Genomic DNA, 20475 nt, shown 5'->3' with positions numbered 1-20475 from the left:
ACGGCCAGGCTGAGATGAAGATACGTTATCTGCTTCTGTTTCTATTCAGTCTGGTCATCACGGCGCCGGGTCTGTTCAATATGCCGCCTTTGGACCGCGACGAATCGCGTTTCGTCCAGGCTACCAAGCAGATGGCCGAGACCGGAAATTATATCGATATCCGCTTCCAGGATACGCCGCGTTATCAAAAGCCCGTTGGTATCTATTGGCTTCAATCCGCGGCGGTTGCACTCAGCGGCGAGGGTGCCGCAGCCTCGATCTGGGTTTATCGGCTGGTTTCGCTTCTTGCCGTCGCTATTGCTGTTGTTGGGATTGCCTGGACTGGAACTCGACTGTTCGGACCGAATGCGGGGACGATTGCCGGGTTGGTTCTGGCGGCGATCTTCGGCGTCGCCATGGAGGGACGCACGGCCAAGACGGATGCCGCGCTGCTTGCCTGTTGTGTATTGGCGCAAGGAGCATTGGCGCAGATTTACATTGCGTCGCGCCGAGGCGAACGGACGCCACCCGGCCTGCCCTGGCTGTTCTGGACCGCGCAGGGTGTCGGTATACTGATCAAAGGGCCGATTGCGCCCTTGCTGTCCGCCATTACGATCGTCGCCGTCTCTCTTTACGATCGCGATTGGCGCTGGCTCAGTCGGTTGAAGGCCAAATGGGGACTGACGCTCGCAGTCCTCATCGTGCTGCCCTGGGTCATCCTGATCTCGTGGAAGAGCGGCGGGCTGTTTCTGGAAAATTCGGTCGGCAAGGACATGCTCGGCAAGGTTGCGGGCGGAGCCGAGTCGCATGGCGCGCCACCCGGCTATTATGTGCTGACCTATTCGCTGTTCATGTGGCCTTTCGGCCTTGTCGCGGTCAATGCCGGCCTGCAGGCGCTCAATCGCTTGCGTGACGATGCCCGGCTGCGCTTCTGCCTTGCCTGGTATATCCCGTTCTGGTTGTTATTCGAGCTGATTCCGACGAAGCTGCCGCATTATGTTTTGCCTGTTTATCCAGCCGCCGCATTGTTGCTTGGCTGGTTGGCCACCTTGCCTGCCTCGGAGGCCGCAAGGCCTTTGAAAAATTGGCAAAACTGGCTTTGGTGGGCGACAGCATTCGGCTTTGGCATTGTTGGCTTGGCAATTGCCGTTTTGGCGGTGGCGGCGCCGCTTTATCTCATGGGAACGTTCTCCTGGTGGAGCGTTCCGGCCGCATTGGCGGCGCTTTTTGCCGGTTATCTCGGCTCTTCACGCCGTCCGCAAATGTCGATGCGCCGAATTGCTGCAATCGCGGTTTCCGTCGGCATTGCTTATGCATTGTTGTTTGCCGTCATCGCACCGTCGCTCTCGCCGATCTGGCTCAGTCCGCGTATCGTAAACGCCATGCGCGTCAATGGTGCATGTCCGAACACCGTGCTGGCATCCGTGGGCTATGAGGAGCCGAGCCTGGTGTTTCTGGCCGGGACCGACACGGAATTTACCGATGTGGCGGGCGCGGCGCGGCATCTTCTGTCTGATCCCGTCTGCGCCATGGCATTGATCCCGCTTAAGGACGACGAAAAACTGGCTTCGATCCTGGCTGGCCATGGAAAAAAAGCGGATCGGCTGACACGGATCGATGGCATCAACTATTCGTCTGGTGACGCGCTTTCTCTGGAGCTTTACCGTATCGCGCGGCAATAGGTTGGGGCCAGGCTTGGGAACGGGTTTCGGCAGGGAGCAAATGGACGCTTCGCAAGAGCCGGCTGGGGCAGGGTTCGATGAGGTTCGGGCGCGGTGCGTCGAGAACTTGCGTCGACCGATCTCGATTGTTCATCGCCGTTTCGAGCGCCGCCCGCCGCTCTATCCGCCTACGCCATGGCTGTCATGGGCGCTTGCCGTGCTGCTGCTGGCAGGCATTTGTGTCGTGTTGCTCGATGATGCGGCCGGCCGATACTGGCAGCACTGGCCTTCGCCTCTCAAGGTGTTTGCCGAGGAGACCACGCCGCTCGGGCTTGGCAAATGGTATCTGCTGCCCCCGCTCGCGTGGCTGATGGTGGCCAACCAGATCGATTGGAACAGCCTCTCGCGTGAGCGGCTCGTCGCGGCCTATAATCGCACCTGCCTGTCCTTCTTTGTCCTGATCGCCGTCGGGCTGCCGGGTTTGGCCACTCTCGGGATCAAGCTACTGGTTGGGCGCGAGCGGCCATTCGACTATCAGGATGTCGGAATCCTGTCGTTTCACCCTTTCAAGCTGAGTCCGCTTTATGCGAGCTTCCCGTCCGGCCATTCGACGACGGTCGGCGCCGTCGCCGGCGTGATCATGCTTTTATGTCCGCGCTGGAAATACGGCGTCATGCTTGCGGCGGTCTGGATTGCCTCGACGCGCGTTCTTCTCGGCGCGCATTATCCAAGCGATGCGGTGACCGGCTTCGGCCTCGGCCTCGGCCTGTCCATCATGACGGCACAGGTGTTCGCCCGGCTCGGCTTCCTGTTTCGGCAGACGTCAGCTTCGCTGCCCGTCTTGCGCCGCTCGATGAGAGCGCGGGAGCACAGCCAGGATGGGCCGCGTCAAGACGCCGCCGCGACCGATGCAGTGTTACCGGAGCGCGGATAAAGCGGCTTGGCTTTCGTCTTCCTGGCTGAGCATGATCTTGTCGGAAAACCGCACACACTTTTGCTGAAAATGCTCTATCGCAGCCGTTTCGGGCGCGGGTCGGCCAGTTCGCCGGCCAGGCGGCGGTCGAGATAATCGGCACATTCGTCGAGCAGAAGTTCGGCGTCGTTGGAAAAGAAATGATTGGCGCCGGGCAGCGTCTTTTGCGTGATGGTGATGCCCTTTTGCGTGTGCAACTTGTCCACGAGGCCCTGCACGTCCTTGGGAGGCGCGACCTTGTCGGCGTCGCCATGGATGATGAGGCCCGATGAAGGGCAGGGCGCCAGGAACGAGAAATCATAGATATTGGGCTGCGGCGCGATGGAGATGAATCCCTCGATCTCCGGGCGGCGCATCAGGAGTTGCATGCCGATCCATGAGCCGAAGGAATAACCGGCGACCCAGCAGCTCTTGGAATCGGGATGCAACGACTGCACCCAGTCAAGGGCTGACGCGGCATCCGAAAGTTCGCCGGTGCCATGGTCGAACTCGCCCTGGCTGCGGCCGATCCCGCGGAAATTGAAGCGCAGCGTGGTGAAATCGCGCTTCTGGAACATATAGAAGAGGTCGTAAACGATCTTGTTGTTCATCGTTCCGCCGAATTGCGGATGCGGATGAAGGATGATCGCGATCGGCGCGCTCTTTTCCTTGGAAGGCTGATAGCGACCCTCAAGGCGACCGGCCGGACCGGTGAAAATGACCTCTGGCATATATTCACTCCAACTGCACACTGACGGCGATGCCCGGAACCTTCCCTCAGGTCCACAACGGTTGCCTCTGGCCTTGACGCAGGACAGGCGTCTTCTTAAAAGCTAGTTTAGAATTGTTCAAAACTGGCGGCTCGGCATTTATCATGCTTGGCCAGTCGTGTCGCTTGCGCGTAAATAGGACGGCTCGCCTTGAAATTTCAAGGAAATAACGCGTTCTCCAGGCGCAGGGGCTGTTAACAGGGAAACAATCGGCGAAAATGGCAGCGCAGCGCGCCTATCTTGACCATAATGCCAGCGCACCGCTTTATGAGGCGGCGCGTCTGGTCGTGGTGGCTGCGCTCGATATTACCGCCAATCCGTCCTCCGTCCATGCCGAAGGCCGGTCGGCGCGGCAGGTCGTCGAACGCGCCCGCCGCGATGTGGCGACGCTGGTCAATGCCAGGTCGGAGCATGTCGTCTTTACTTCCGGCGCGACGGAGGCAGCTTCCACACTGCTTTCGCCAGAGTGGCGAATGGGGCGTGGCGCAGTGCGCATGAGCCGGCTCTATGTTTGTGCGGCCGATCATCCCTGCTTGCTGAATGGCGGGCATTTTGCCGCCGACCGGGTCACGCGCATCGGTGTCGATGGCAACGGACTGGTACGGCTTGAAGAACTGAGAGCCGCTCTCGCCGCGCATGACAAGGGGCAAGGCCTGCCGCTGGTGGCGATCCATGCCGCCAATAACGAGACCGGTGTGGTGCAGCCCGTCGAAGACATTGCGGCTGTCGTCAAGGCGGCCGGCGGTGTGTTTGTGCTCGATGCCGTGCAGGCGGCGGGACGTATTATTCTCGATATGTCAAAGCCTTGCGCGGATTATTTGATTCTGTCCTCGCACAAGATCGGCGGTCCCAAGGGCGCTGGCGCCCTCGTCGCCGCCGCCGACCTTATGATGCCGGCGCCGTTGGTCAATGGCGGTGGACAGGAGAAAGGCCATCGTGGCGGCACGGAGAACCTGCCCGCCATTGCCGGCTTCGGCGCCGCCGCGCGCGAAGCGCGGGACAGGTTGACCGACATCGCTTCCGTGCGGGTAAAGCGCGACGAGATCGAGAAAATCGTGACGGATATGGTACCGGACGCCGAAATCTTCGGAGTCTGCGCGCCGCGCCTTGCCAATACGACATTCTTCGCTATTCCCGGCATGAAGGCCGAGACGGCGCAGATCGCGTTCGATCTCGCCGGGGTGGCCCTTTCGGCCGGTTCGGCCTGCTCATCCGGCAGGGTCGGGCCGAGCCATGTGCTGAAGGCCATGGGAAAAGACAATCTCGGCGCGATCAGGGTCTCTATCGGACATCTGACGAGCGACGAGGACATCGTACTGTTCCGTTCGGCGCTGGCAACGATCCTTGCGCGCCGCGCGAATGGGAAGGAAGCCGCCTGACAGGCGGTGGATGGCCGGGAGCCTTGCGCCTGGCAGAGCCGTGCATTGCGTTTTGACCGGGTGATTTTCCGGTTGCGGTGCACTATATGGAACTTACGCCAGAGTGTCGGCCGAGGGTCGCGAGTGGCGCCATAGTTTGAAAACTGCCGGGCCTTGACCCCGGCGTGGATGGAGAACGCTGATGCCTGCTGTGCAGGACACGATCGATCGGGTCCGAAAGATCGACGTCGACCAATACAAATATGGGTTTGAAACCACGATCGAGAGCGAAAAGGCCCCCAAGGGCCTGAGCGAAGAGATCATTCGTTTCATTTCGGCCAAGAAGAACGAGCCGGACTGGATGCTGGAATGGCGTCTGGAAGCGTATCGCCGCTGGCTGACGCTGGAAGAGCCGACCTGGGCGCGCGTTGAACATCCGAAGATCGATTTTCAGGACGTTCATTACTACGCGGCGCCGAAGACCCAGAGTGGGCCGACATCGCTCGACGAAGTCGATCCCGAATTGCTGCGCACCTATGAAAAGCTCGGCATTCCGCTCAAGGAGCAGGAAATCCTGGCTGGTGTTCGCAAGCAGGAAGAGCCCAGCGAGTTGAACGGTGAACTGGCTTCCGACAATATCTACCAGTCGGGCCGCGTCGCCGTCGATGCGGTGTTCGACTCTGTCTCGGTCGTCACCACCTTCAAGGCGGAACTGGCCAAGGCCGGCGTCATCTTCTGTTCCATCTCGGAGGCCATTCGCGAGCATCCGGATCTGGTGAGGAAGTACCTCGCCTCTGTCGTGCCGATCTCCGACAATTTCTACGCGACGCTGAACTCGGCGGTGTTTACCGACGGCTCCTTCGTCTTCGTTCCCAAGGGCGTGCGCTGCCCGATGGAGCTTTCGACCTATTTCCGCATCAATGAGAAGGGCACCGGCCAGTTCGAGCGCACCCTCATCATCGCGGAAGAGGGCGCTTATGTCTCCTATCTCGAAGGCTGCACGGCGCCGCAGCGCGATGAGAACCAGCTTCATGCCGCCGTGGTCGAACTGATTGCGCTGGATGATGCCGAGATCAAATATTCGACCGTGCAGAACTGGTATCCGGGCGACGCCGACGGAAAGGGCGGTATCTACAACTTCGTCACCAAGCGCGGCGATTGCCGCGGCGACCGTTCGAAGATTTCATGGACGCAGGTCGAGACCGGTTCGGCGATCACCTGGAAATATCCGTCCTGCATCCTGCGCGGCGACGACAGCCAGGGCGAATTCTACTCGATCGCCGTGTCGAACGGCTATCAGCAGATCGACAGCGGGACCAAGATGATCCATCTTGGCAAGAACACCAAGAGCCGTATCATCTCCAAGGGCATCGCCGCTGGCTTCAGCCAGAACACCTATCGCGGCCAGGTCTCGGCGCACCGCAAGGCAACCAATGCGCGCAATTTCACCAATTGCGATTCGCTGCTGATCGGCGACCAGTGCGGCGCGCATACCGTGCCCTACATGGAAGCCAAGAACGCGACCGCCCAGTTCGAGCATGAGGCGACGACGTCGAAGATTTCCGAGGACCAGAAGTTCTACGTGATGCAGCGCGGCATTCCCGAAGAGGAGGCTATCGCACTCATCGTCAACGGCTTCGTCAAGGACGTCATCCAGGAATTGCCGATGGAGTTCGCCGTCGAGGCGCAAAAGCTCATCAATATCTCGCTCGAAGGTTCGGTCGGCTGACCGGCGACAAGAAATTCAGGAAGAACAAATGCTTGAGATCAAGAACCTGCATGCCCGCATCGTCGAGGACGGCACAGAGATCATCCGTGGCCTGAACCTTACCGTGAACGCCGGCGAAGTCGCCGCCATCATGGGGCCGAACGGCTCGGGCAAGTCGACGCTGTCCTACATCCTGGCCGGCAAGGAGGATTACGATGTCACGGAAGGCGATATCCTCTACAATGGCGAATCCATTCTAGAAATGGATCCGGCCGAGCGCGCCGCCGCCGGCATCTTCCTCGCCTTCCAGTATCCGATGGAGATACCGGGCGTGGCCACGATGGAATTCCTCAAGGTGGCGATGAACGAGCAGCGCAAGGCGCGCGGCGAGGAGCCGCTGAAAGTGCCGGAACTGCTCAAGCGGGTGAAGGCGGCCTCCGCAACCCTGCAGATGGACATGGGCATGCTCAAGCGCCCGCTCAATGTCGGCTTTTCGGGCGGCGAGAAGAAGCGCGCCGAAATCCTGCAGATGAAGCTTCTGGAGCCGAAGCTGTGTGTCATGGACGAGACCGATTCGGGCCTCGACATCGACGCGCTGAAGGTTGTCGCCGACGGCGTCAACTCGCTGCGCGCGCCGGACCGCGCCATCGTCGTCATCACCCACTACCAGCGGCTGCTCGAATACATCGTGCCGGACGCCGTGCATGTGCTTTACAAGGGCCAGGTTATCAAGTCTGGCGACAAGTCGCTGGCGCTCGAGCTTGAAGCCAACGGCTATGCCGGCGTGATCGGCGAGGCGGCCTGAGGAGGACACCATGAACATGCATGCCCAACCTCAAAGCACGCCCGCCGAGACCGCGCTGATCGACGCGTTCGGCGAGCGCCTGTCGCATTTGCCCGGCGACGGCGAAGTTGCGCTCAAGCGCGACCAGTCGGTCGAGGCGTTGAAGCGGGGTCTGCCGACGCGGCGCATCGAGACATGGCACTATACGGATCTGCGCCGGTTGCTGACGGCCGTTCCGGAGTTTGATGCGACCCTGGCTGGCAAGCCGGCCGCGCCCTTGATCGAGGGATCGCCGGTACTTGCGCTGCTGAACGGCGTCGCCGCCAGGCCGGTCGCCATCGAGGGCGTCGATGTCGAGCGGATATCGGAGAAACTGGGTGACGGCACTTATGCGCCCGCACTCGGCCCCCAAGGTGCTGACGATGCCATCGGCGCGCTGAACAGCGCCTTTGTCGCCGATGGCTGGCTTTTGAACATTGCCGACGGCACGGTGCTGGACAAGCCGATCGAACTGCAGAACGTGCAGGCCGGCGGGCAGGTCCATGCGCGGCTTGCGGCAAAGGTGGGCGCGGGCGTCACCGCCACAATCGTCGAGCGCCAGACGGGCAGCGGGGACGCGCTGGTTTCGTGCGTCGACAATGTCGTCGTCGGCGACGGATCCCACGTCACCTGGGTGATCGTGCAGGAGCAGCCCGAAAGCGCGACGCATCTCGGCCAGTTCAATGCCTGGATAGGCAAGGACGCCAAGCTGACGCTGTTCTTCATGAATGCCGGCGGCAGGCTGGTGCGCCAGGAAATCCGCGTCGCCGCCAAGGGCGAGGGTTCGGACTTCCAGTTGCGCGGCGTCAACCTGCTCTCCGGCGACACGCACACCGATGTAACCATGGTGCTTGACCATGAGGTGCCGCATACCGGTTCGCGCGAGATCGTGCGCAATGTCGTGACCGGCAAGGCGAAGGGCGTCTTCCAGGGCCGCATCAACGTGCATCAATACGCCCAGAAGACCGACGCCAAGATGGCGTGCAACACGCTGCTGCTTTCGGACGACGGCGAGTTCTCGACCAAGCCGGAACTGGAAATCTTCGCCGATGACGTCCAGTGCGGGCACGGCGCCACCGTCACCGAGATCGACCACGGTCATCTGTTCTATCTGATGGCGCGCGGTGTTTCGGAGAAATCGGCGCGCGGGTTGCTGGTCAAGGCGTTTCTGGCCGAGGTCATCGAGGAACTGGAAGACGAGCAGTTGGTCGAGGCGCTGGAAGCCAAGCTTGACCGCTGGTTCGCCACCCATGGATGAATAAGCGTTGAAGATGGATCAGACCGCAAGCATCCGCTACGACGTCGATGCGATCCGGCGCGACTTCCCGATCCTTGCTCAAGAGATTTACGGCAAGCCGCTGGTTTACCTCGATAATGGCGCTTCGGCCCAAAAGCCGCAGGTGGTGCTGGACGCCATCCAGCACGCCTACGCCAAGGAATATGCCAACGTTCATCGGGGCCTGCATTTCCTGTCGAACGCGGCGACGGACGCCTATGAAAAGGCGCGCGAAAGCGTGCGCCGCTTCCTGAACGCGCCGTCCACCGACAACATCATCTTCACCTCGAATTCGACTGCCGCCATCAATACGGTTGCCTATGGCTGGGGCATGACGCATCTGCGCGAGGGCGACGAGATCGCGCTTTCGATCATGGAACACCATTCCAACATCGTGCCGTGGCATTTCATCCGCGAGCGGCAGGGCGCGAAGCTGGTCTGGGTGCCGGTCGACGATCTCGGCGGTTTTCATATCGAGCATTTTGAAAAAAGCCTGACGAAAAAGACCAAACTCGTCGCCATCACCCATATGTCGAATGCGTTGGGTACGGTTACGCCGATCAAGGAGATTTGCCGCATCGCGCATGAGCGCGGCATTCCGGTGCTGGTGGACGGCTCGCAAAGCGCGGTCCATATGCCCATCGACGTTCAGAACCTCGATTGCGACTGGTTCGTCTTCACCGGGCACAAGGTTTATGGGCCGTCCGGCATCGGCGTCCTCTATGGCAAGGCGGAGCGGCTGGAAGCCATGCGCCCCTTCATGGGCGGCGGCGAGATGATCGAGGAGGTGAACGAGGATATCGTCACCTATAACGACCCGCCGCACCGCTTCGAGGCCGGCACGCCGCCCATCGTGCAGGCGATCGGGCTCGGTGTTGCGCTGGATTACATGCAGTCGGTCGGGCGCGACCGTATCGCAGCCCATGAGGCCGATCTGAAGGCTTACGCGCATGAGCGTCTGCGCGCCATCAATTCGCTGCGCATCTTCGGCGATGCGCCGGGCAAGGGCGCCATCGTCTCGTTCGAATTGCAGGGCATCCACGCGCATGACGTGTCGATGGTCATTGATAGGCAAGGTGTTGCCGTCCGCGCGGGCACCCATTGCGCCCAACCGCTGTTGAAACGCTTCGGCGTGACCTCCACATGCAGGGCGTCGTTCGGCATGTATAATACCAGGGCCGAAGTTGACGCCTTGGCCGATGCGCTGGAAAAAGCGCGGAAATTTTTCGGGTGAAGATCATGGATGATGCTGCCACCAACATGACTGAGGATACAGCGGCCAATACGTCGGCCGCCGCCACGAGCATCCATCCCGATGAACTGGCGCGGTTGACCGATGACATCGTTTCGGCGCTGAAAACCGTCTATGACCCGGAAATCCCGGCCGACATCTATGAACTCGGCCTCGTTTACAAGATCGACATCGAGGACGACCGCTCCGTCAAGATCGACATGACCCTGACGGCGCCGGGTTGCCCCGTGGCCGGCGAAATGCCCGGTTGGGTGGAAAATGCCGTCGGTGCCGTGGAAGGCGTTTCCGGCGTCGAGGTCTCGATGGTGTTCGACCCGCCATGGACGCCGGACCGCATGTCGGAGGAAGCCCAGATCGCGGTGGGGTGGTACTGACCTCACTTGCGAAAGTGGCGAATCTTCACCATCTTATTGGATGAATCATCCGGCAGGCCTTGAACCTGCATGGCATGGAGAAGGAAGTATGGGTCGCTTTGCCGTCATATCGATGAGTGAAAAGGCTGCCGCGCGTGTGCTTGAAATCGTGGGCGCCCGCGAGAATGCTCATGGTATCCGCCTGGGAATCAAGAAGGGCGGCTGCGCGGGCATGGAATATACGGTCGATCTCGTGACCGAGCCGAGCCTCAAGGACGATCACGTCGAACGCGATGGCGCGCATGTCTATGTCGCGCCGGAGGCGGCGCTGTTCCTGCTCGGCACCGAGATGGATTTCGAGGCGACGACGCTGCGCACCGGCTTCACCTTCAGGAACCCGAACCAGTCGTCGGCCTGCGGCTGCGGCGAATCGGTCGAGTTGAAACCCGCCGATTTGAAGGCGCTTGCCGAGGCGAGGGCGCAGAGCGCGGTATAGTGCGTCCTTCGAGGCTCACTCCACCCACATGCCCGTTCTCTTGTGCCATTGGGCGATCGATTCGTCGGGGTAGATATCGAATGCCTTGTCGCCGGGCCTGATTTCCGGCTCGACCCAGTTGGCCTTGTATTTCAATAGCAGATGCGTGCGTTCCTTCGGTGCGGGAAGGTCCGAATCCACCGCCGATGCGAACGGATGCACGAGGTCCGGCCATGTCGGGTCATAGAGCCACAGCGCCGATCCGCATTGGGTGCAGAAATTGCGCTCGCCCGTGGAAAGCTCGCACACCGGCCGCTCGTCATCCTGAATTTCCGCGCGATAGACGCCGAGATTGTCTTCGCCGGTTATCTTGAGTGTCGCGGAATCCGCGCCGAGATTGATCGCATATCCACCGCCGCCCTGCTGCTTGCGGCAGATCGAGCAATAGCAAAGCTGGTAGGGCACGGGCGTGTGGCTTTGCACTTCGAAGCGGACGGCACCGCAGCGGCACGATCCTTTGAGCAGAACGGGCATGAGCAGGACTCCTTGACGAGAAAGAGATGATACCATGCGCTATCAATGTGTCAGGGAGGTTCGCTTGCCGCATCAGCGACATGACAGCGGCATGGTGTCGTGAGATGATCGCGGCATGGATGACGAACGTATTCGTGAATTGTTTGAAGGGCTGGGACCGGTCTCGATCCGTCGCATGTTCAGCGGCAAAGGCATCTACCACAATGGTGTAATCTTCGCGCTTTTCCTGCGCGGGGAATTTATGTTGAAGGGCGATGGCGAGATCGCCGCCGAATATGAGGCGGCGGGCGGCAGGCGCTGGACCTACCGCAACAAGCGCCACGGCAAGGACGTCGCCATGCCTTACTGGACAGCACCCGAAAGCGCGTTGGACGATCCGGACGAAATGACTATTTGGGCGTGCAAGGCCTATGCGGCAGGCCTTCGGGTGGAAAAGTAATCGATTTTGTTGGTGCGTCCTTCGAGGCTCGCTTCGCGAGTACCTCAGGATGAGGACCTTTTGCGCTACCCCCCCCCTCATCCTGAGGTGCGAGCCCAAGAGGCGAGCCTCGAAGGACGCACCTAAAACTAAAAATCACAATGCCTTGGCGATCGCCGCTGCCAGCCGCGCATTGTTTTCCACCAGCGCAATGTTGGTTTTCAGGCTCCGCCCGCCGGTCAATTCCAAAATATTGCCGAGAAGGAAGGGCGTCACCGCCTTGCCGCTGATGCCCTGGCTCTTCGCCGCCTTCTGCGCAGCGGCGATATATTCGGCCATCTCATGCGCGGCTATTTCCTGATCCTGCGGCACAGGGTTGGCCACCAGCATGCCGCCTTCGAGGCCGAGCGCGCGGCGCGTTTTGAAAAGATCGGCCATCTGGTCCGGCGTCTCCAGTCTCAGCGGCGCCTGAAAAGAAGACTGCCGCGACCAGAAAGCCGGCATCGTGTCTGAGCCATGGACAACGACCGGAACGCCTCTTGTCTCAAGCACTTCCAGCGTCTTTTCGATGTCGAGGATCGCCTTGGCGCCGGCCGAAACCACGATGACGGGCGTGCGTGCCAGTTCGTCCAGATCGGCCGAAATGTCGAAGCTCTTTTCTGCTCCCTTGTGCACGCCGCCAATACCGCCGGTGGCAAAGACGCGGATGCCGGCAAGAGCGGCGAGGATCATTGTCGCCGCCACCGTGGTGCCGCCGGTGCGCCCCTGCGACACCGCAAAGGCGAGATCGGCGCGCGAAAGCTTCATGGCGTCGGTGGTTTTCGCCAAGGCTTCGCGCTCTTCGTCGGAAAGCCCGATCTTGATGCGCCCGCCGATAACGGCGATGGTTGCCGGCACAGCGCCTTGCGCCGTGACGATCGCCTCGACATTGGCCGCCATGGCCTCGTTGTCGGGATAAGGCATGCCATGGGTGATGATGGTGGATTCCAGCGCCACCACCGCGCGCTTTGCCGCAAGCGCCTCCGCCACGGCCGGGCGGATGTCGATGAAGGGGCGTGCCGTATCCAGCGTCATGTCCTGTCTCCGCGGCCCGGTGGCCCGCATAAGCCTGTCCGGGCGGTTGCCGCCCTATGCCATTTCCCGTGCGCTCGGCACAAGGGCCAGTGCCGTCTCGAAATCGCTTTCAGTGAACTCGGGCACGGCAAGCGGGCTTCCTATGGCAAGGGCCGCTGCTGCCACACCTTCGCGCAGCGCCGCGCGCAAGGGCAGACCGCGCAACATCGCCGCCACCGTGGCCCCCGCCAGCGCATCGCCCGCGCCTGTCACATCGGCTATTTGGGGCAGGGGTGGCGGCGCCAGCGTAAAGCCGCCATCGGCGTCGAAACCGAAAACTGGATTGCTCCCATCGGTTATCACGCCGCTATTGAGGCCCGCCTGCCGAAGATCGGCCATGAAAACCGCCATGGATGCCTCCTGCTCCTGACCCGTCAGGGCGGCTGCTTCACGGCGATTGAGAAAGATCGTTGTCAGCCGGCTGAAGACAGGAACAAGGCGAACGGCCTTGGCCGGTGAAATGGCAATGGCGAAGATGGGCTTGCCCTCCGCCGATAATGCCAGCCGTTCCAGGGCGGCTTGTGGCAAATTCGCGTCACAGAACAGCGCATCGGCAGTCGCGATCGCCTCGCGTATCTTCGAACGCCGGATTTGTTTGGGGAAGGCAAGATCGTAAAGGCTCATGTCGGCAAGGCCGACGATCAATTCGCCTTCACGATCGATCAGCGCCGTATAGCTCGGTGTGGCACGGTCGAGGAACACCGCCGACAGATCGGCGATGCCGGCGCGCGTGATGGCCATGGCCACCGTCTCCCCGGCTGCATCGCCGCCACGCATGGACAGCAGCGAGGCGGAGGCGCCGCGCCGGACAGCGGTGCGTAGCGCATTGAAGACACCGCCGCCGACATCCTCGCGCATCGTGCCGGGATTGGACGCAGCAGGCGCATAGGCGTCCGAAATCTGGCCACGCCGGTCGATATGGGCGCCGCCGACGGCCAGAATGTCCGGTTTTGTCCTCATCTATCGCGTCTTTATCTCATGCCTCGCACCTGCAAGCCAAATGGAGAGCACATTCGCGCCGGACAGGCGTTGCGTTCTCCGATTCGCCGCATTTCTGTACTGGCGATGATATCGATGGCAGCCACTTCATGCCTCTGAATTCATGGTACAAAAAAAGAACAAATATGAATTGCCTAATCTTATCAATGCGCTGCGCATCTTGCAAGATCGGAACAAAAAAGGTACAAACAAAAAAAGCTCACGGCGCGATCAGGCGTCCATTGACGATCAAGGGGTGATGTATCATGGCTCAGAATGCTTTGCGGCTTGTAGAGGAAAGATCAGTGGACAAATCGAAGGCTCTGGACGCGGCGTTGTCACAGATCGAGCGTGCTTTCGGCAAGGGCTCGATCATGCGGCTGGGAGCCAATGAGCAGGTTGTCGAGATCGAGACGGTGCCGACAGGTTCGCTCGGCCTCGACATTGCACTCGGTGTTGGTGGTCTGCCGCGCGGACGCATCATTGAAGTTTATGGGCCGGAAAGCTCGGGCAAGACCACGCTGGCGCTCCACACCGTGGCCGAGGCGCAGAAGAAGGGCGGTATCTGCGCCTTCGTCGATGCCGAGCATGCGCTCGATCCCGTCTATGCCCGCAAGCTTGGTGTCGATCTGGAGAACCTCCTGATCTCGCAGCCGGACACTGGCGAGCAGGCATTGGAGATTTGCGACACGCTGGTGCGTTCGGGTGCCGTCGACGTTCTGGTGGTCGATTCGGTCGCGGCCCTCACGCCGCGTGCCGAAATCGAAGGTGAGATGGGAGATTCGCTGCCCGGCTTGCAGGCCCGTCTGATGAGCCAGGCGCTGCGTAAGCTCACCGCTTCGATCTCGCGCTCCAACACCATGGTCATCTTCATCAATCAGATTCGAATGAAGATCGGCGTCATGTTCGGCTCGCCCGAGACGACGACGGGCGGCAACGCCCTGAAATTCTATGCGTCGGTGCGCCTCGACATTCGCCGTATCGGGTCGGTCAAGGATCGTGACGAGGTTGTCGGCAACCAGACCCGCGTCAAGGTGGTCAAGAACAAGCTGGCGCCGCCCTTCAAGGTGGTCGAGTTCGACATCATGTATGGCGAAGGCGTTTCCAAGACCGGCGAACTGGTCGATCTCGGCGTCAAGGCGGGCGTGGTCGAGAAATCGGGAGCCTGGTTCTCTTATAATTCGCAGCGGCTTGGCCAGGGCCGCGAGAACGCCAAGCAGTTTTTGCGCGACAATCCCGAAACCGCGCGCGAGATCGAACTGGCGCTCAGGCAGAATGCCGGCCTTATCGCGGAGAAATTCCTTGAGGACGGCGGCGCAAAGGATGACGATGACGGCTCGGACAGCGAAGCCGGGGCGATGTAACCGCCCGGCCTCGTCGGACTTTTGTGTTGTTTTGAGTATTGCATCGCCGGCCCTGTGGCCGGCGATTGCATTTCTGGACAGGGTGCGAGGCTGCGGCTAAAAGGCCATGTTCTGTTCCGCCGGGTTGACCGGCGTTTTTTCATGCAAAAGGCAATCTCGATGAGTGGCGTCAACGATATCCGGTCAACCTTCCTCGATTATTTCCGGAAGAACGGACATGAGGTCGTTGCCTCAAGCCCTCTGGTGCCGCGCAACGATCCGACGCTGATGTTCACCAATGCCGGGATGGTGCAGTTCAAGAACGTCTTCACCGGTCTGGAAAAGCGTCCCTATTCGACGGCAACGACATCGCAGAAATGCGTCCGGGCTGGTGGCAAGCACAACGATCTCGATAATGTCGGCTATACCGCGCGCCATCTCACCTATTTCGAGATGCTCGGCAATTTCTCCTTTGGCGATTATTTCAAGGACCGCGCCATTGAACTCGCCTGGAACCTCATCACCAGGGAGTTCGGCCTTTCGAAGGACAAATTGCTGGTCACGGTCTATCACACCGACGACGAGGCGGCCGATTACTGGAAGAAGATCGCCGGTTTCCCGGACGACCGCATCATCCGCATTCCGACCTCGGATAATTTCTGGGCGATGGGCGACACCGGCCCTTGCGGGCCGTGTTCGGAAATATTCATCGATCGTGGCGAGCACATCTGGGGTGGCCCGCCCGGCAGTCCCGAGGAAGACGGCGACCGCTTCCTCGAATTCTGGAATCTTGTCTTCATGCAATACGAGCAGGTGACGAAGGAAGAGCGCGTTGACCTGCCGCGCCCGTCCATCGACACCGGGATGGGCCTGGAGCGCATGGCCTCTATCCTGCAGGGGGTCGAGAGCGTTTTTGAAACGGATCTGTTCCGGCATCTGATTGACGCTGCCGCGTCGGCGCTCGGGCATGCTCCGACCAAGGACAACACCGCCTCGTTCCGTGTCATCGCCGATCATTTGCGCTCGGCCTCCTTCCTCATCGCCGATGGCGTGCTGCCTTCCAACGAGGGTAGGGGCTATGTGCTGCGCCGCATCATGCGCCGTGCCATGCGCCATGGTCAGTTGCTCGGGGCGGGTGAGCCGCTGATGTGGAAGCTGGTGCCGGCGCTCCTGCGCGAGATGGGCCAGGCCTATCCGGAACTGGTGCGTGGTGAGGCGCTGATCACCGAAACGCTGAAGCTGGAGGAAACGCGCTTTCGCAAGACATTGGCGCGCGGCCTGACCCTGCTTGAGGAGGCAACCGGCGACCTTTCCGCCGGTGACATGCTGGACGGAGAAACCGCTTTCAAGCTCTACGACACCTATGGTTTTCCACTCGATCTGACGCAGGATGCGCTGCGCCAACGCAATATCTCGGTCAATCTCGACGGTTTTAACGACGCCATGCAGCGCCAGCGCGCCGAGGCGCGGGCGAATTGGGCCGGTTCCGGGGAGGCGGCGACGGAGACGATCTGGTTTGCGCTGCGCGAGAAACTGGGCGCGACCGAATTCCTCGGCTACGACACCGAGAAGGCCGAAGGCATCGTGCTGTCGCTCGTTGCAGATGGTAAGGAAACGGCGAGCGCGTCGCCCGGCGACGCCGTTGCGGTCGTCGTCAACCAGACGCCTTTTTATGGTGAATCCGGTGGCCAGATGGGCGATACCGGCATTATTTCCGGCGAAGGCTTCTCAGTCGTCGTCACCGACACACAAAAAAAGGCCGATGGCCTCTTTATACATCTCGGCAAGGTCGTCAAAGGCGACGTCAAGGTCGGCGTCGCGGTCGAACTGGCGGTTGATCATGCCCGGCGTTCCAGGCTTCGTGCCAATCACTCGGCCACGCACCTGATCCATGAGGCTCTAAGGGAGGTGCTGGGCACCCATGTCGCACAGAAGGGTTCGCTTGTTGCGCCCGACCGCCTGCGCTTCGACATTTCGCATAACAAGCCTGTTTCGGCCGACGAACTCGAACAGGTGGAGAAGATGGCCAATGAGATTGTCCGTCAGAACGGCGCGGTGACGACCCGGCTGATGTCGGTGGACGATGCACGCGCCGAGGGTGCCATGGCTCTGTTCGGTGAAAAATACGGCGATGAGGTACGCGTCGTCTCGATGGGCACCTCACTTCACGGCGAAAAGGTCAACCGGCCCTATTCGATCGAACTTTGCGGGGGCACTCATGTCCGCGCCACCGGAGATATCGGCCTGGTGCGCATTCTTTCGGACAGCCCGGTTGCAGCCGGTGTTCGCCGCATTGAGGCGCTGACCGGCGAGGCGGCGCGCAGCCATCTCGACGAACAGGACCGCCGTCTGAAGGCCGCGGCGACAGTGCTTAAGATTTCGCCCGCCGATGTGCCGGCGCGCATCGAGGCGCTGCTGGAAGAGCGCAAGAAACTGGAACGCGAACTGACCGACGCGCGCAAGAAGCTCGCCATGGGCGGCGGTGGCGGTGCCAGAGCGGAGGTTGCGAGCGAAACCGTTTCCGGCATCGGCTTCATGGGCAGAGCCGTCTCGGGCGTGGCGCCAAAGGATCTCAAGTCCCTCGTCGACGAGGGCAAGAAGACCCTGGGGTCCGGCGTGGTCGTTCTGATCGGCGAGACGGAAGGCAAGGCCAGCGTGGTGGTTGGCGTCACCGATGATTTGACCGCGCGTTTCTCCGCGGTCGATCTAGTGCGCAAGGCGTCCGCCGCACTCGGCGGGCAGGGCGGCGGCGGCCGGCCGGATATGGCGCAGGCTGGCGGGCCGGACGCCTCGAAGGCAAATGATGCCATTGCGGCGGTCAAGACCGCGCTGCAAGCAGCCTGACGGAAGGCTGCTTTTGGTCTTCAACCGGCTTTTTCGGTGGCGAGGAAACTCGGGCGCGTGCTGATCCGTGCCCACCAGTCGCTGAGTTTCGGGAAGGCTGCTACCAGTTTCTGTCCTTCCTCGACCTTGATGAAATAGGCGATGACGGGGGCGGCATGCAGGTCGGCAAGGCTGATCCGATCTGCGATCAGCCAGTCATTGTCGGCCTTCAACGCCGCCAGCGTCTGCAATGCCGTTTCGGCCGTGCAAAGACCCGCCGATATCCGCTTCTCGTCGGGCGGATTGTGCTCCAGCCGTTCGACGGCGACATCCCACACCATGGCGCGATAGGCGTAGGAATCGATCAGGCCGATGACCTGGTTCATTACGCCAGAGGTTTTCGCATCGGCCGGCTGCAAGGGCGGACCTTTGAACGCCTCATCGATGTAGCGGGTGATTGCAGCCGTTTCGAACAATTGGAAAGTCCCGTGCTCGAAGGCCGGGATGCGGTCGAACGGATGACGCTCCAGATACCAGGCCGGCGAGCCGCCCTCGGCGAAGATGTCTACCGGCACCAGGTCGTAGCCGACGCCCTTCTCCTCAAGCGCCATGCGCGCGATTCGTACATAGACGCTGTAGTCGGCGCCATAAAGGATAGGGCGGCTCATGGCTGAAATCCGCTTTCGGCTATACGTCCGCGCGCATGTTCAGCGCCTCCGCCGGGCTCTTCTTGCGCCGCAAGTCCCCTTCGTTCGCAGAGTTTCATCGCGCCACCGGCGTGATGAGTTTGCTCTGCGAATCGTCTCTCATCCCATGGCCTTCTGGAGGTTCTCGTCCACCTTGTCGAGGAAGCCGGTGGTGGAAAGCCACGGCTGGTCGGGGCCGATCAACAGCGATAGATCCTTGGTCATGTTGCCGGACTCGACGGTCTGGATGCAGACTTTTTCCAGCGTTTCGGCGAAACGCTTGAGGTCCGCATTGTCGTCCAGCTTGGCGCGATGCGCCAGGCCACGCGTCCAGGCAAAGATCGAGGCGATGGAGTTGGTTGAGGTTTCCTGCCCCTTCTGGTGCTGGCGATAGTGGCGGGTGACGGTGCCGTGCGCGGCCTCGGCCTCAACGGTCTTGCCGTCGGGTGTCATCAGCACCGAGGTCATCAGGCCGAGTGAGCCGAAGCCTTGCGCCACCGTGTCCGACTGCACGTCGCCATCATAGTTCTTGCAGGCCCAGACATAGCCGCCCGACCATTTCAGCGAGGATGCCACCATATCGTCGATCAGACGGTGCTCGTAGGTGAGCTTGCGCTTTTCGAATTCGGCCTTGAATTCCTGCTCATAGACATCCTGGAAGATGTCCTTGAAGCGGCCGTCATAGGCTTTCAGGATGGTGTTCTTGGTCGAGAGATAGACGGGATAATTGCGCAAAAGCCCGTAGTTCAGCGAGGCACGGGCAAATTCGCGGATCGATTCGTCGAGGTTATACATCGCCATGGCGACACCTGAACCCGGTGCGTCGAACACATCGTGTTCGATGACATTTCCGTCTTCTCCGACGAACTTGATCGATAGTTTGCCTTTGCCGGGGAAACGAAAATCGGTTGCCTTGTACTGGTCCCCGAAAGCATGACGGCCGACTATGATGGGCTTGGTCCAGCCCGGCACCAGGCGCGGCACGTTCTTCATGATGATCGGCTCGCGGAAGATGGTGCCGCCAAGAATATTGCGGATCGTGCCGTTGGGCGACTTCCACATCTTCTTGAGCTTGAATTCCTCGACGCGTGCCTCGTCCGGCGTGATGGTGGCGCATTTTACGCCGACACCATGTTTCTTGATGGCGTTGGCCGCGTCGATCGTCACCTGGTCGCCTGTAGCGTCGCGATGCTCGATGCCGAGATCATAATATTCAAGATCGAGGTCAATATAGGGGTGAATCAGCTTGTCCTTGATAAGCTGCCAGATGATGCGGGTCATCTCGTCGCCGTCGAGTTCTACGACCGGGTTCGCCACCTTGATCTTCGCCATGGAAAGAGTGCCTCGCTGCCAACAATGAAATGAAAATGGCCGCGCAATCGCCAGCCTCGAAAGATGTCGCCCCTATATCAAAGGGACGGAGAGGGCGCAAACGGGCTTCGCGTCATTGAAGAAATGCGTATTGTCGTCGGCCTGCGGATGGAGACAAGGTTTGAAGACGCTCTTTTCGATCGATGGCTGCAATATCACCGATATTCCCTCCTTCTACGAAGAGATCAATCGCGTATTCATGGCGGGCGAAGACTGGAAGATTGGAAGCCTGGATGGGCTGAACGACATGTTCCATGGCGGATACGGCGCGCTGATCGGCTGCGGCGCGGTCGTACTCATCTGGCGGGACATGGAGAAAAGCAGGGCGGCTCTCGGTTTGGAGGCGACCCGGAAATTCTATCGCGACAAGTTGCAGCAACCGCACCGATACGACGTCAACCGCATCAGCAATGATCTGGCCGATCTGGAAAACGGCATCGGTCCGACCTTTTTCGAGATCGTCATGGACATTGTCGCCGGCCATCCAAAAATCGAGCTGCGGCCCGGCTGAGTCGGCGATTGCGACGCGAATAGCGGTAGCGGGCATTTACGGGCCGGCTTTTTTGCGATTGCTTCATTTTGCAGGCCGATTATGAGAAACG

General features: G+C 60.7%; 19 protein-coding genes. 13 read left to right on the top strand and 6 right to left on the bottom strand.

The window, feature by feature from the left end; all coding sequences use genetic code 11:
• The first annotated feature begins 14 nt into the window (after positions 1 to 14).
• Positions 15 to 1661, top strand: a complete 1647-nt coding sequence (locus BFN67_RS05730) for an ArnT family glycosyltransferase (RefSeq protein ID WP_080918669.1) — start codon at positions 15 to 17, stop codon at positions 1659 to 1661.
• A 40-nt stretch (positions 1662 to 1701) separates the two neighbouring features.
• Positions 1702 to 2574 (top strand): phosphatase PAP2 family protein, encoded by an 873-nt coding sequence (locus tag BFN67_RS05725; protein ID WP_158083475.1) that lies wholly within the window; start codon positions 1702 to 1704, stop codon positions 2572 to 2574.
• A 74-nt stretch (positions 2575 to 2648) separates the two neighbouring features.
• Here the strand turns inward: BFN67_RS05725 and BFN67_RS05720 are convergent, their stop codons facing one another.
• Positions 2649 to 3323, bottom strand: a complete 675-nt coding sequence (locus BFN67_RS05720; protein ID WP_080918667.1) for an alpha/beta hydrolase — start codon at positions 3321 to 3323, stop codon at positions 2649 to 2651.
• Positions 3324 to 3580: 257 nt separating this feature from the next.
• Here BFN67_RS05720 and BFN67_RS05715 point away from each other — a divergent pair, with 257 nt between their 5' ends.
• The 7 genes from BFN67_RS05715 to sufA all read left to right on the top strand — a co-directional run bounded on the left by BFN67_RS05715 (position 3581) and on the right by sufA (position 10628).
• Positions 3581 to 4741: a cysteine desulfurase family protein gene (locus BFN67_RS05715; RefSeq protein ID WP_080918666.1), complete on the top strand. Its 1161-nt coding sequence runs from the start codon at positions 3581 to 3583 to the stop codon at positions 4739 to 4741.
• 181 nt (positions 4742 to 4922) lie between these two features.
• A complete protein-coding gene (gene sufB, locus BFN67_RS05710) occupies positions 4923 to 6449 on the top strand; it encodes a Fe-S cluster assembly protein SufB (protein ID WP_080918665.1) in 1527 nt (508 codons plus the stop codon).
• A gap of 28 nt (positions 6450 to 6477) precedes the next feature.
• On the top strand, positions 6478 to 7233 hold the full coding sequence (gene sufC / locus BFN67_RS05705; protein WP_080918664.1) for a Fe-S cluster assembly ATPase SufC: 756 nt from the start codon (positions 6478 to 6480) through the stop codon (positions 7231 to 7233).
• A 10-nt stretch (positions 7234 to 7243) separates the two neighbouring features.
• Entirely contained in the window at positions 7244 to 8509 is a 1266-nt protein-coding gene (gene sufD, locus BFN67_RS05700; RefSeq protein ID WP_080918663.1) for a Fe-S cluster assembly protein SufD, read from the top strand.
• A gap of 13 nt (positions 8510 to 8522) precedes the next feature.
• The gene (locus BFN67_RS05695; protein ID WP_080918662.1) at positions 8523 to 9761 is read left to right on the top strand and encodes a cysteine desulfurase; all 1239 of its coding nucleotides are present in this window, start codon (positions 8523 to 8525) and stop codon (positions 9759 to 9761) included.
• 5 nt (positions 9762 to 9766) lie between these two features.
• Positions 9767 to 10153: an SUF system Fe-S cluster assembly protein gene (locus tag BFN67_RS05690; RefSeq protein WP_080918701.1), complete on the top strand. Its 387-nt coding sequence runs from the start codon at positions 9767 to 9769 to the stop codon at positions 10151 to 10153.
• Positions 10154 to 10241: 88 nt separating this feature from the next.
• The gene (gene sufA, locus BFN67_RS05685) at positions 10242 to 10628 is read left to right on the top strand and encodes a Fe-S cluster assembly scaffold SufA (RefSeq protein ID WP_080918661.1); all 387 of its coding nucleotides are present in this window, start codon (positions 10242 to 10244) and stop codon (positions 10626 to 10628) included.
• Between the two features lie 15 nt (positions 10629 to 10643).
• Here sufA and BFN67_RS05680 read toward each other — a convergent pair whose 3' ends face one another.
• A complete protein-coding gene (locus BFN67_RS05680; protein WP_080918660.1) occupies positions 10644 to 11141 on the bottom strand; it encodes a GFA family protein in 498 nt (165 codons plus the stop codon).
• 115 nt (positions 11142 to 11256) lie between these two features.
• Here BFN67_RS05680 and BFN67_RS05675 point away from each other — a divergent pair, with 115 nt between their 5' ends.
• Positions 11257 to 11580, top strand: a complete 324-nt coding sequence (locus tag BFN67_RS05675) for a TfoX/Sxy family protein (protein WP_080918659.1) — start codon at positions 11257 to 11259, stop codon at positions 11578 to 11580.
• 135 nt (positions 11581 to 11715) lie between these two features.
• On the opposite strand, the gene BFN67_RS05670 is transcribed toward BFN67_RS05675, so the two are convergent.
• The gene (locus BFN67_RS05670) at positions 11716 to 12633 is read right to left on the bottom strand and encodes a pseudouridine-5'-phosphate glycosidase (RefSeq protein ID WP_080918700.1); all 918 of its coding nucleotides are present in this window, start codon (positions 12631 to 12633) and stop codon (positions 11716 to 11718) included.
• A 54-nt stretch (positions 12634 to 12687) separates the two neighbouring features.
• On the bottom strand, positions 12688 to 13632 hold the full coding sequence (locus BFN67_RS05665; RefSeq protein WP_080918658.1) for a carbohydrate kinase family protein: 945 nt from the start codon (positions 13630 to 13632) through the stop codon (positions 12688 to 12690).
• Positions 13633 to 13916: 284 nt separating this feature from the next.
• Between BFN67_RS05665 and recA the strand changes: the two genes are divergently transcribed.
• Both recA and alaS read left to right on the top strand, forming a co-directional pair.
• Positions 13917 to 15014, top strand: a complete 1098-nt coding sequence (gene recA / locus BFN67_RS05660; protein WP_080918657.1) for a recombinase RecA — start codon at positions 13917 to 13919, stop codon at positions 15012 to 15014.
• A gap of 159 nt (positions 15015 to 15173) precedes the next feature.
• Positions 15174 to 17837 (top strand): alanine--tRNA ligase, encoded by a 2664-nt coding sequence (gene alaS / locus BFN67_RS05655; protein ID WP_080918699.1) that lies wholly within the window; start codon positions 15174 to 15176, stop codon positions 17835 to 17837.
• A 20-nt stretch (positions 17838 to 17857) separates the two neighbouring features.
• On the opposite strand, the gene BFN67_RS05650 is transcribed toward alaS, so the two are convergent.
• Positions 17858 to 18484 (bottom strand): glutathione S-transferase family protein, encoded by a 627-nt coding sequence (locus tag BFN67_RS05650; protein ID WP_080918656.1) that lies wholly within the window; start codon positions 18482 to 18484, stop codon positions 17858 to 17860.
• Positions 18485 to 18622: 138 nt separating this feature from the next.
• On the bottom strand, positions 18623 to 19834 hold the full coding sequence (locus BFN67_RS05645; RefSeq protein ID WP_080918655.1) for an NADP-dependent isocitrate dehydrogenase: 1212 nt from the start codon (positions 19832 to 19834) through the stop codon (positions 18623 to 18625).
• 160 nt (positions 19835 to 19994) lie between these two features.
• Here BFN67_RS05645 and BFN67_RS05640 point away from each other — a divergent pair, with 160 nt between their 5' ends.
• Positions 19995 to 20384: a barstar family protein gene (locus BFN67_RS05640; RefSeq protein WP_080918654.1), complete on the top strand. Its 390-nt coding sequence runs from the start codon at positions 19995 to 19997 to the stop codon at positions 20382 to 20384.
• The last annotated feature ends 91 nt before the right edge of the window (positions 20385 to 20475 follow it).

Source organism: Manganibacter manganicus, from assembly GCF_002075885.1.
Taxonomy (GTDB): Bacteria; Pseudomonadota; Alphaproteobacteria; order Rhizobiales; family Rhizobiaceae; genus Mesorhizobium; species Mesorhizobium manganicum.
The sequence above is the reverse complement of the archived record's forward strand: the minus strand, read 5'-3'. Positions and strand labels throughout refer to the sequence as shown.

Excerpts from the sequence above, each read along its gene's own strand:
- BFN67_RS05665 (WP_080918658.1), bottom strand. The coding sequence starts at position 13,632 with ATGAGGACAAAACCGGACATTCTGGCCGTCGGCGGCGCCCATATCGAC.
- BFN67_RS05650 (WP_080918656.1), bottom strand. The coding sequence starts at position 18,484 with ATGAGCCGCCCTATCCTTTATGGCGCCGACTACAGCGTCTATGTACGA.
- recA (WP_080918657.1), top strand. The coding sequence starts at position 13,917 with ATGGCTCAGAATGCTTTGCGGCTTGTAGAGGAAAGATCAGTGGACAAA.
- BFN67_RS05645 (WP_080918655.1), bottom strand. The coding sequence starts at position 19,834 with ATGGCGAAGATCAAGGTGGCGAACCCGGTCGTAGAACTCGACGGCGAC.
- BFN67_RS05675 (WP_080918659.1), top strand. The coding sequence starts at position 11,257 with ATGGATGACGAACGTATTCGTGAATTGTTTGAAGGGCTGGGACCGGTC.
- sufA (WP_080918661.1), top strand. The coding sequence starts at position 10,242 with ATGGGTCGCTTTGCCGTCATATCGATGAGTGAAAAGGCTGCCGCGCGT.
- BFN67_RS05680 (WP_080918660.1), bottom strand. The coding sequence starts at position 11,141 with ATGCCCGTTCTGCTCAAAGGATCGTGCCGCTGCGGTGCCGTCCGCTTC.
- sufC (WP_080918664.1), top strand. The coding sequence starts at position 6,478 with ATGCTTGAGATCAAGAACCTGCATGCCCGCATCGTCGAGGACGGCACA.
- alaS (WP_080918699.1), top strand. The coding sequence starts at position 15,174 with ATGAGTGGCGTCAACGATATCCGGTCAACCTTCCTCGATTATTTCCGG.
- BFN67_RS05730 (WP_080918669.1), top strand. The coding sequence starts at position 15 with ATGAAGATACGTTATCTGCTTCTGTTTCTATTCAGTCTGGTCATCACG.
- BFN67_RS05720 (WP_080918667.1), bottom strand. The coding sequence starts at position 3,323 with ATGCCAGAGGTCATTTTCACCGGTCCGGCCGGTCGCCTTGAGGGTCGC.
- BFN67_RS05690 (WP_080918701.1), top strand. The coding sequence starts at position 9,767 with ATGGATGATGCTGCCACCAACATGACTGAGGATACAGCGGCCAATACG.
- BFN67_RS05670 (WP_080918700.1), bottom strand. The coding sequence starts at position 12,633 with ATGACGCTGGATACGGCACGCCCCTTCATCGACATCCGCCCGGCCGTG.
- BFN67_RS05715 (WP_080918666.1), top strand. The coding sequence starts at position 3,581 with ATGGCAGCGCAGCGCGCCTATCTTGACCATAATGCCAGCGCACCGCTT.
- sufB (WP_080918665.1), top strand. The coding sequence starts at position 4,923 with ATGCCTGCTGTGCAGGACACGATCGATCGGGTCCGAAAGATCGACGTC.
- BFN67_RS05695 (WP_080918662.1), top strand. The coding sequence starts at position 8,523 with ATGGATCAGACCGCAAGCATCCGCTACGACGTCGATGCGATCCGGCGC.
- sufD (WP_080918663.1), top strand. The coding sequence starts at position 7,244 with ATGAACATGCATGCCCAACCTCAAAGCACGCCCGCCGAGACCGCGCTG.
- BFN67_RS05725 (WP_158083475.1), top strand. The coding sequence starts at position 1,702 with ATGGACGCTTCGCAAGAGCCGGCTGGGGCAGGGTTCGATGAGGTTCGG.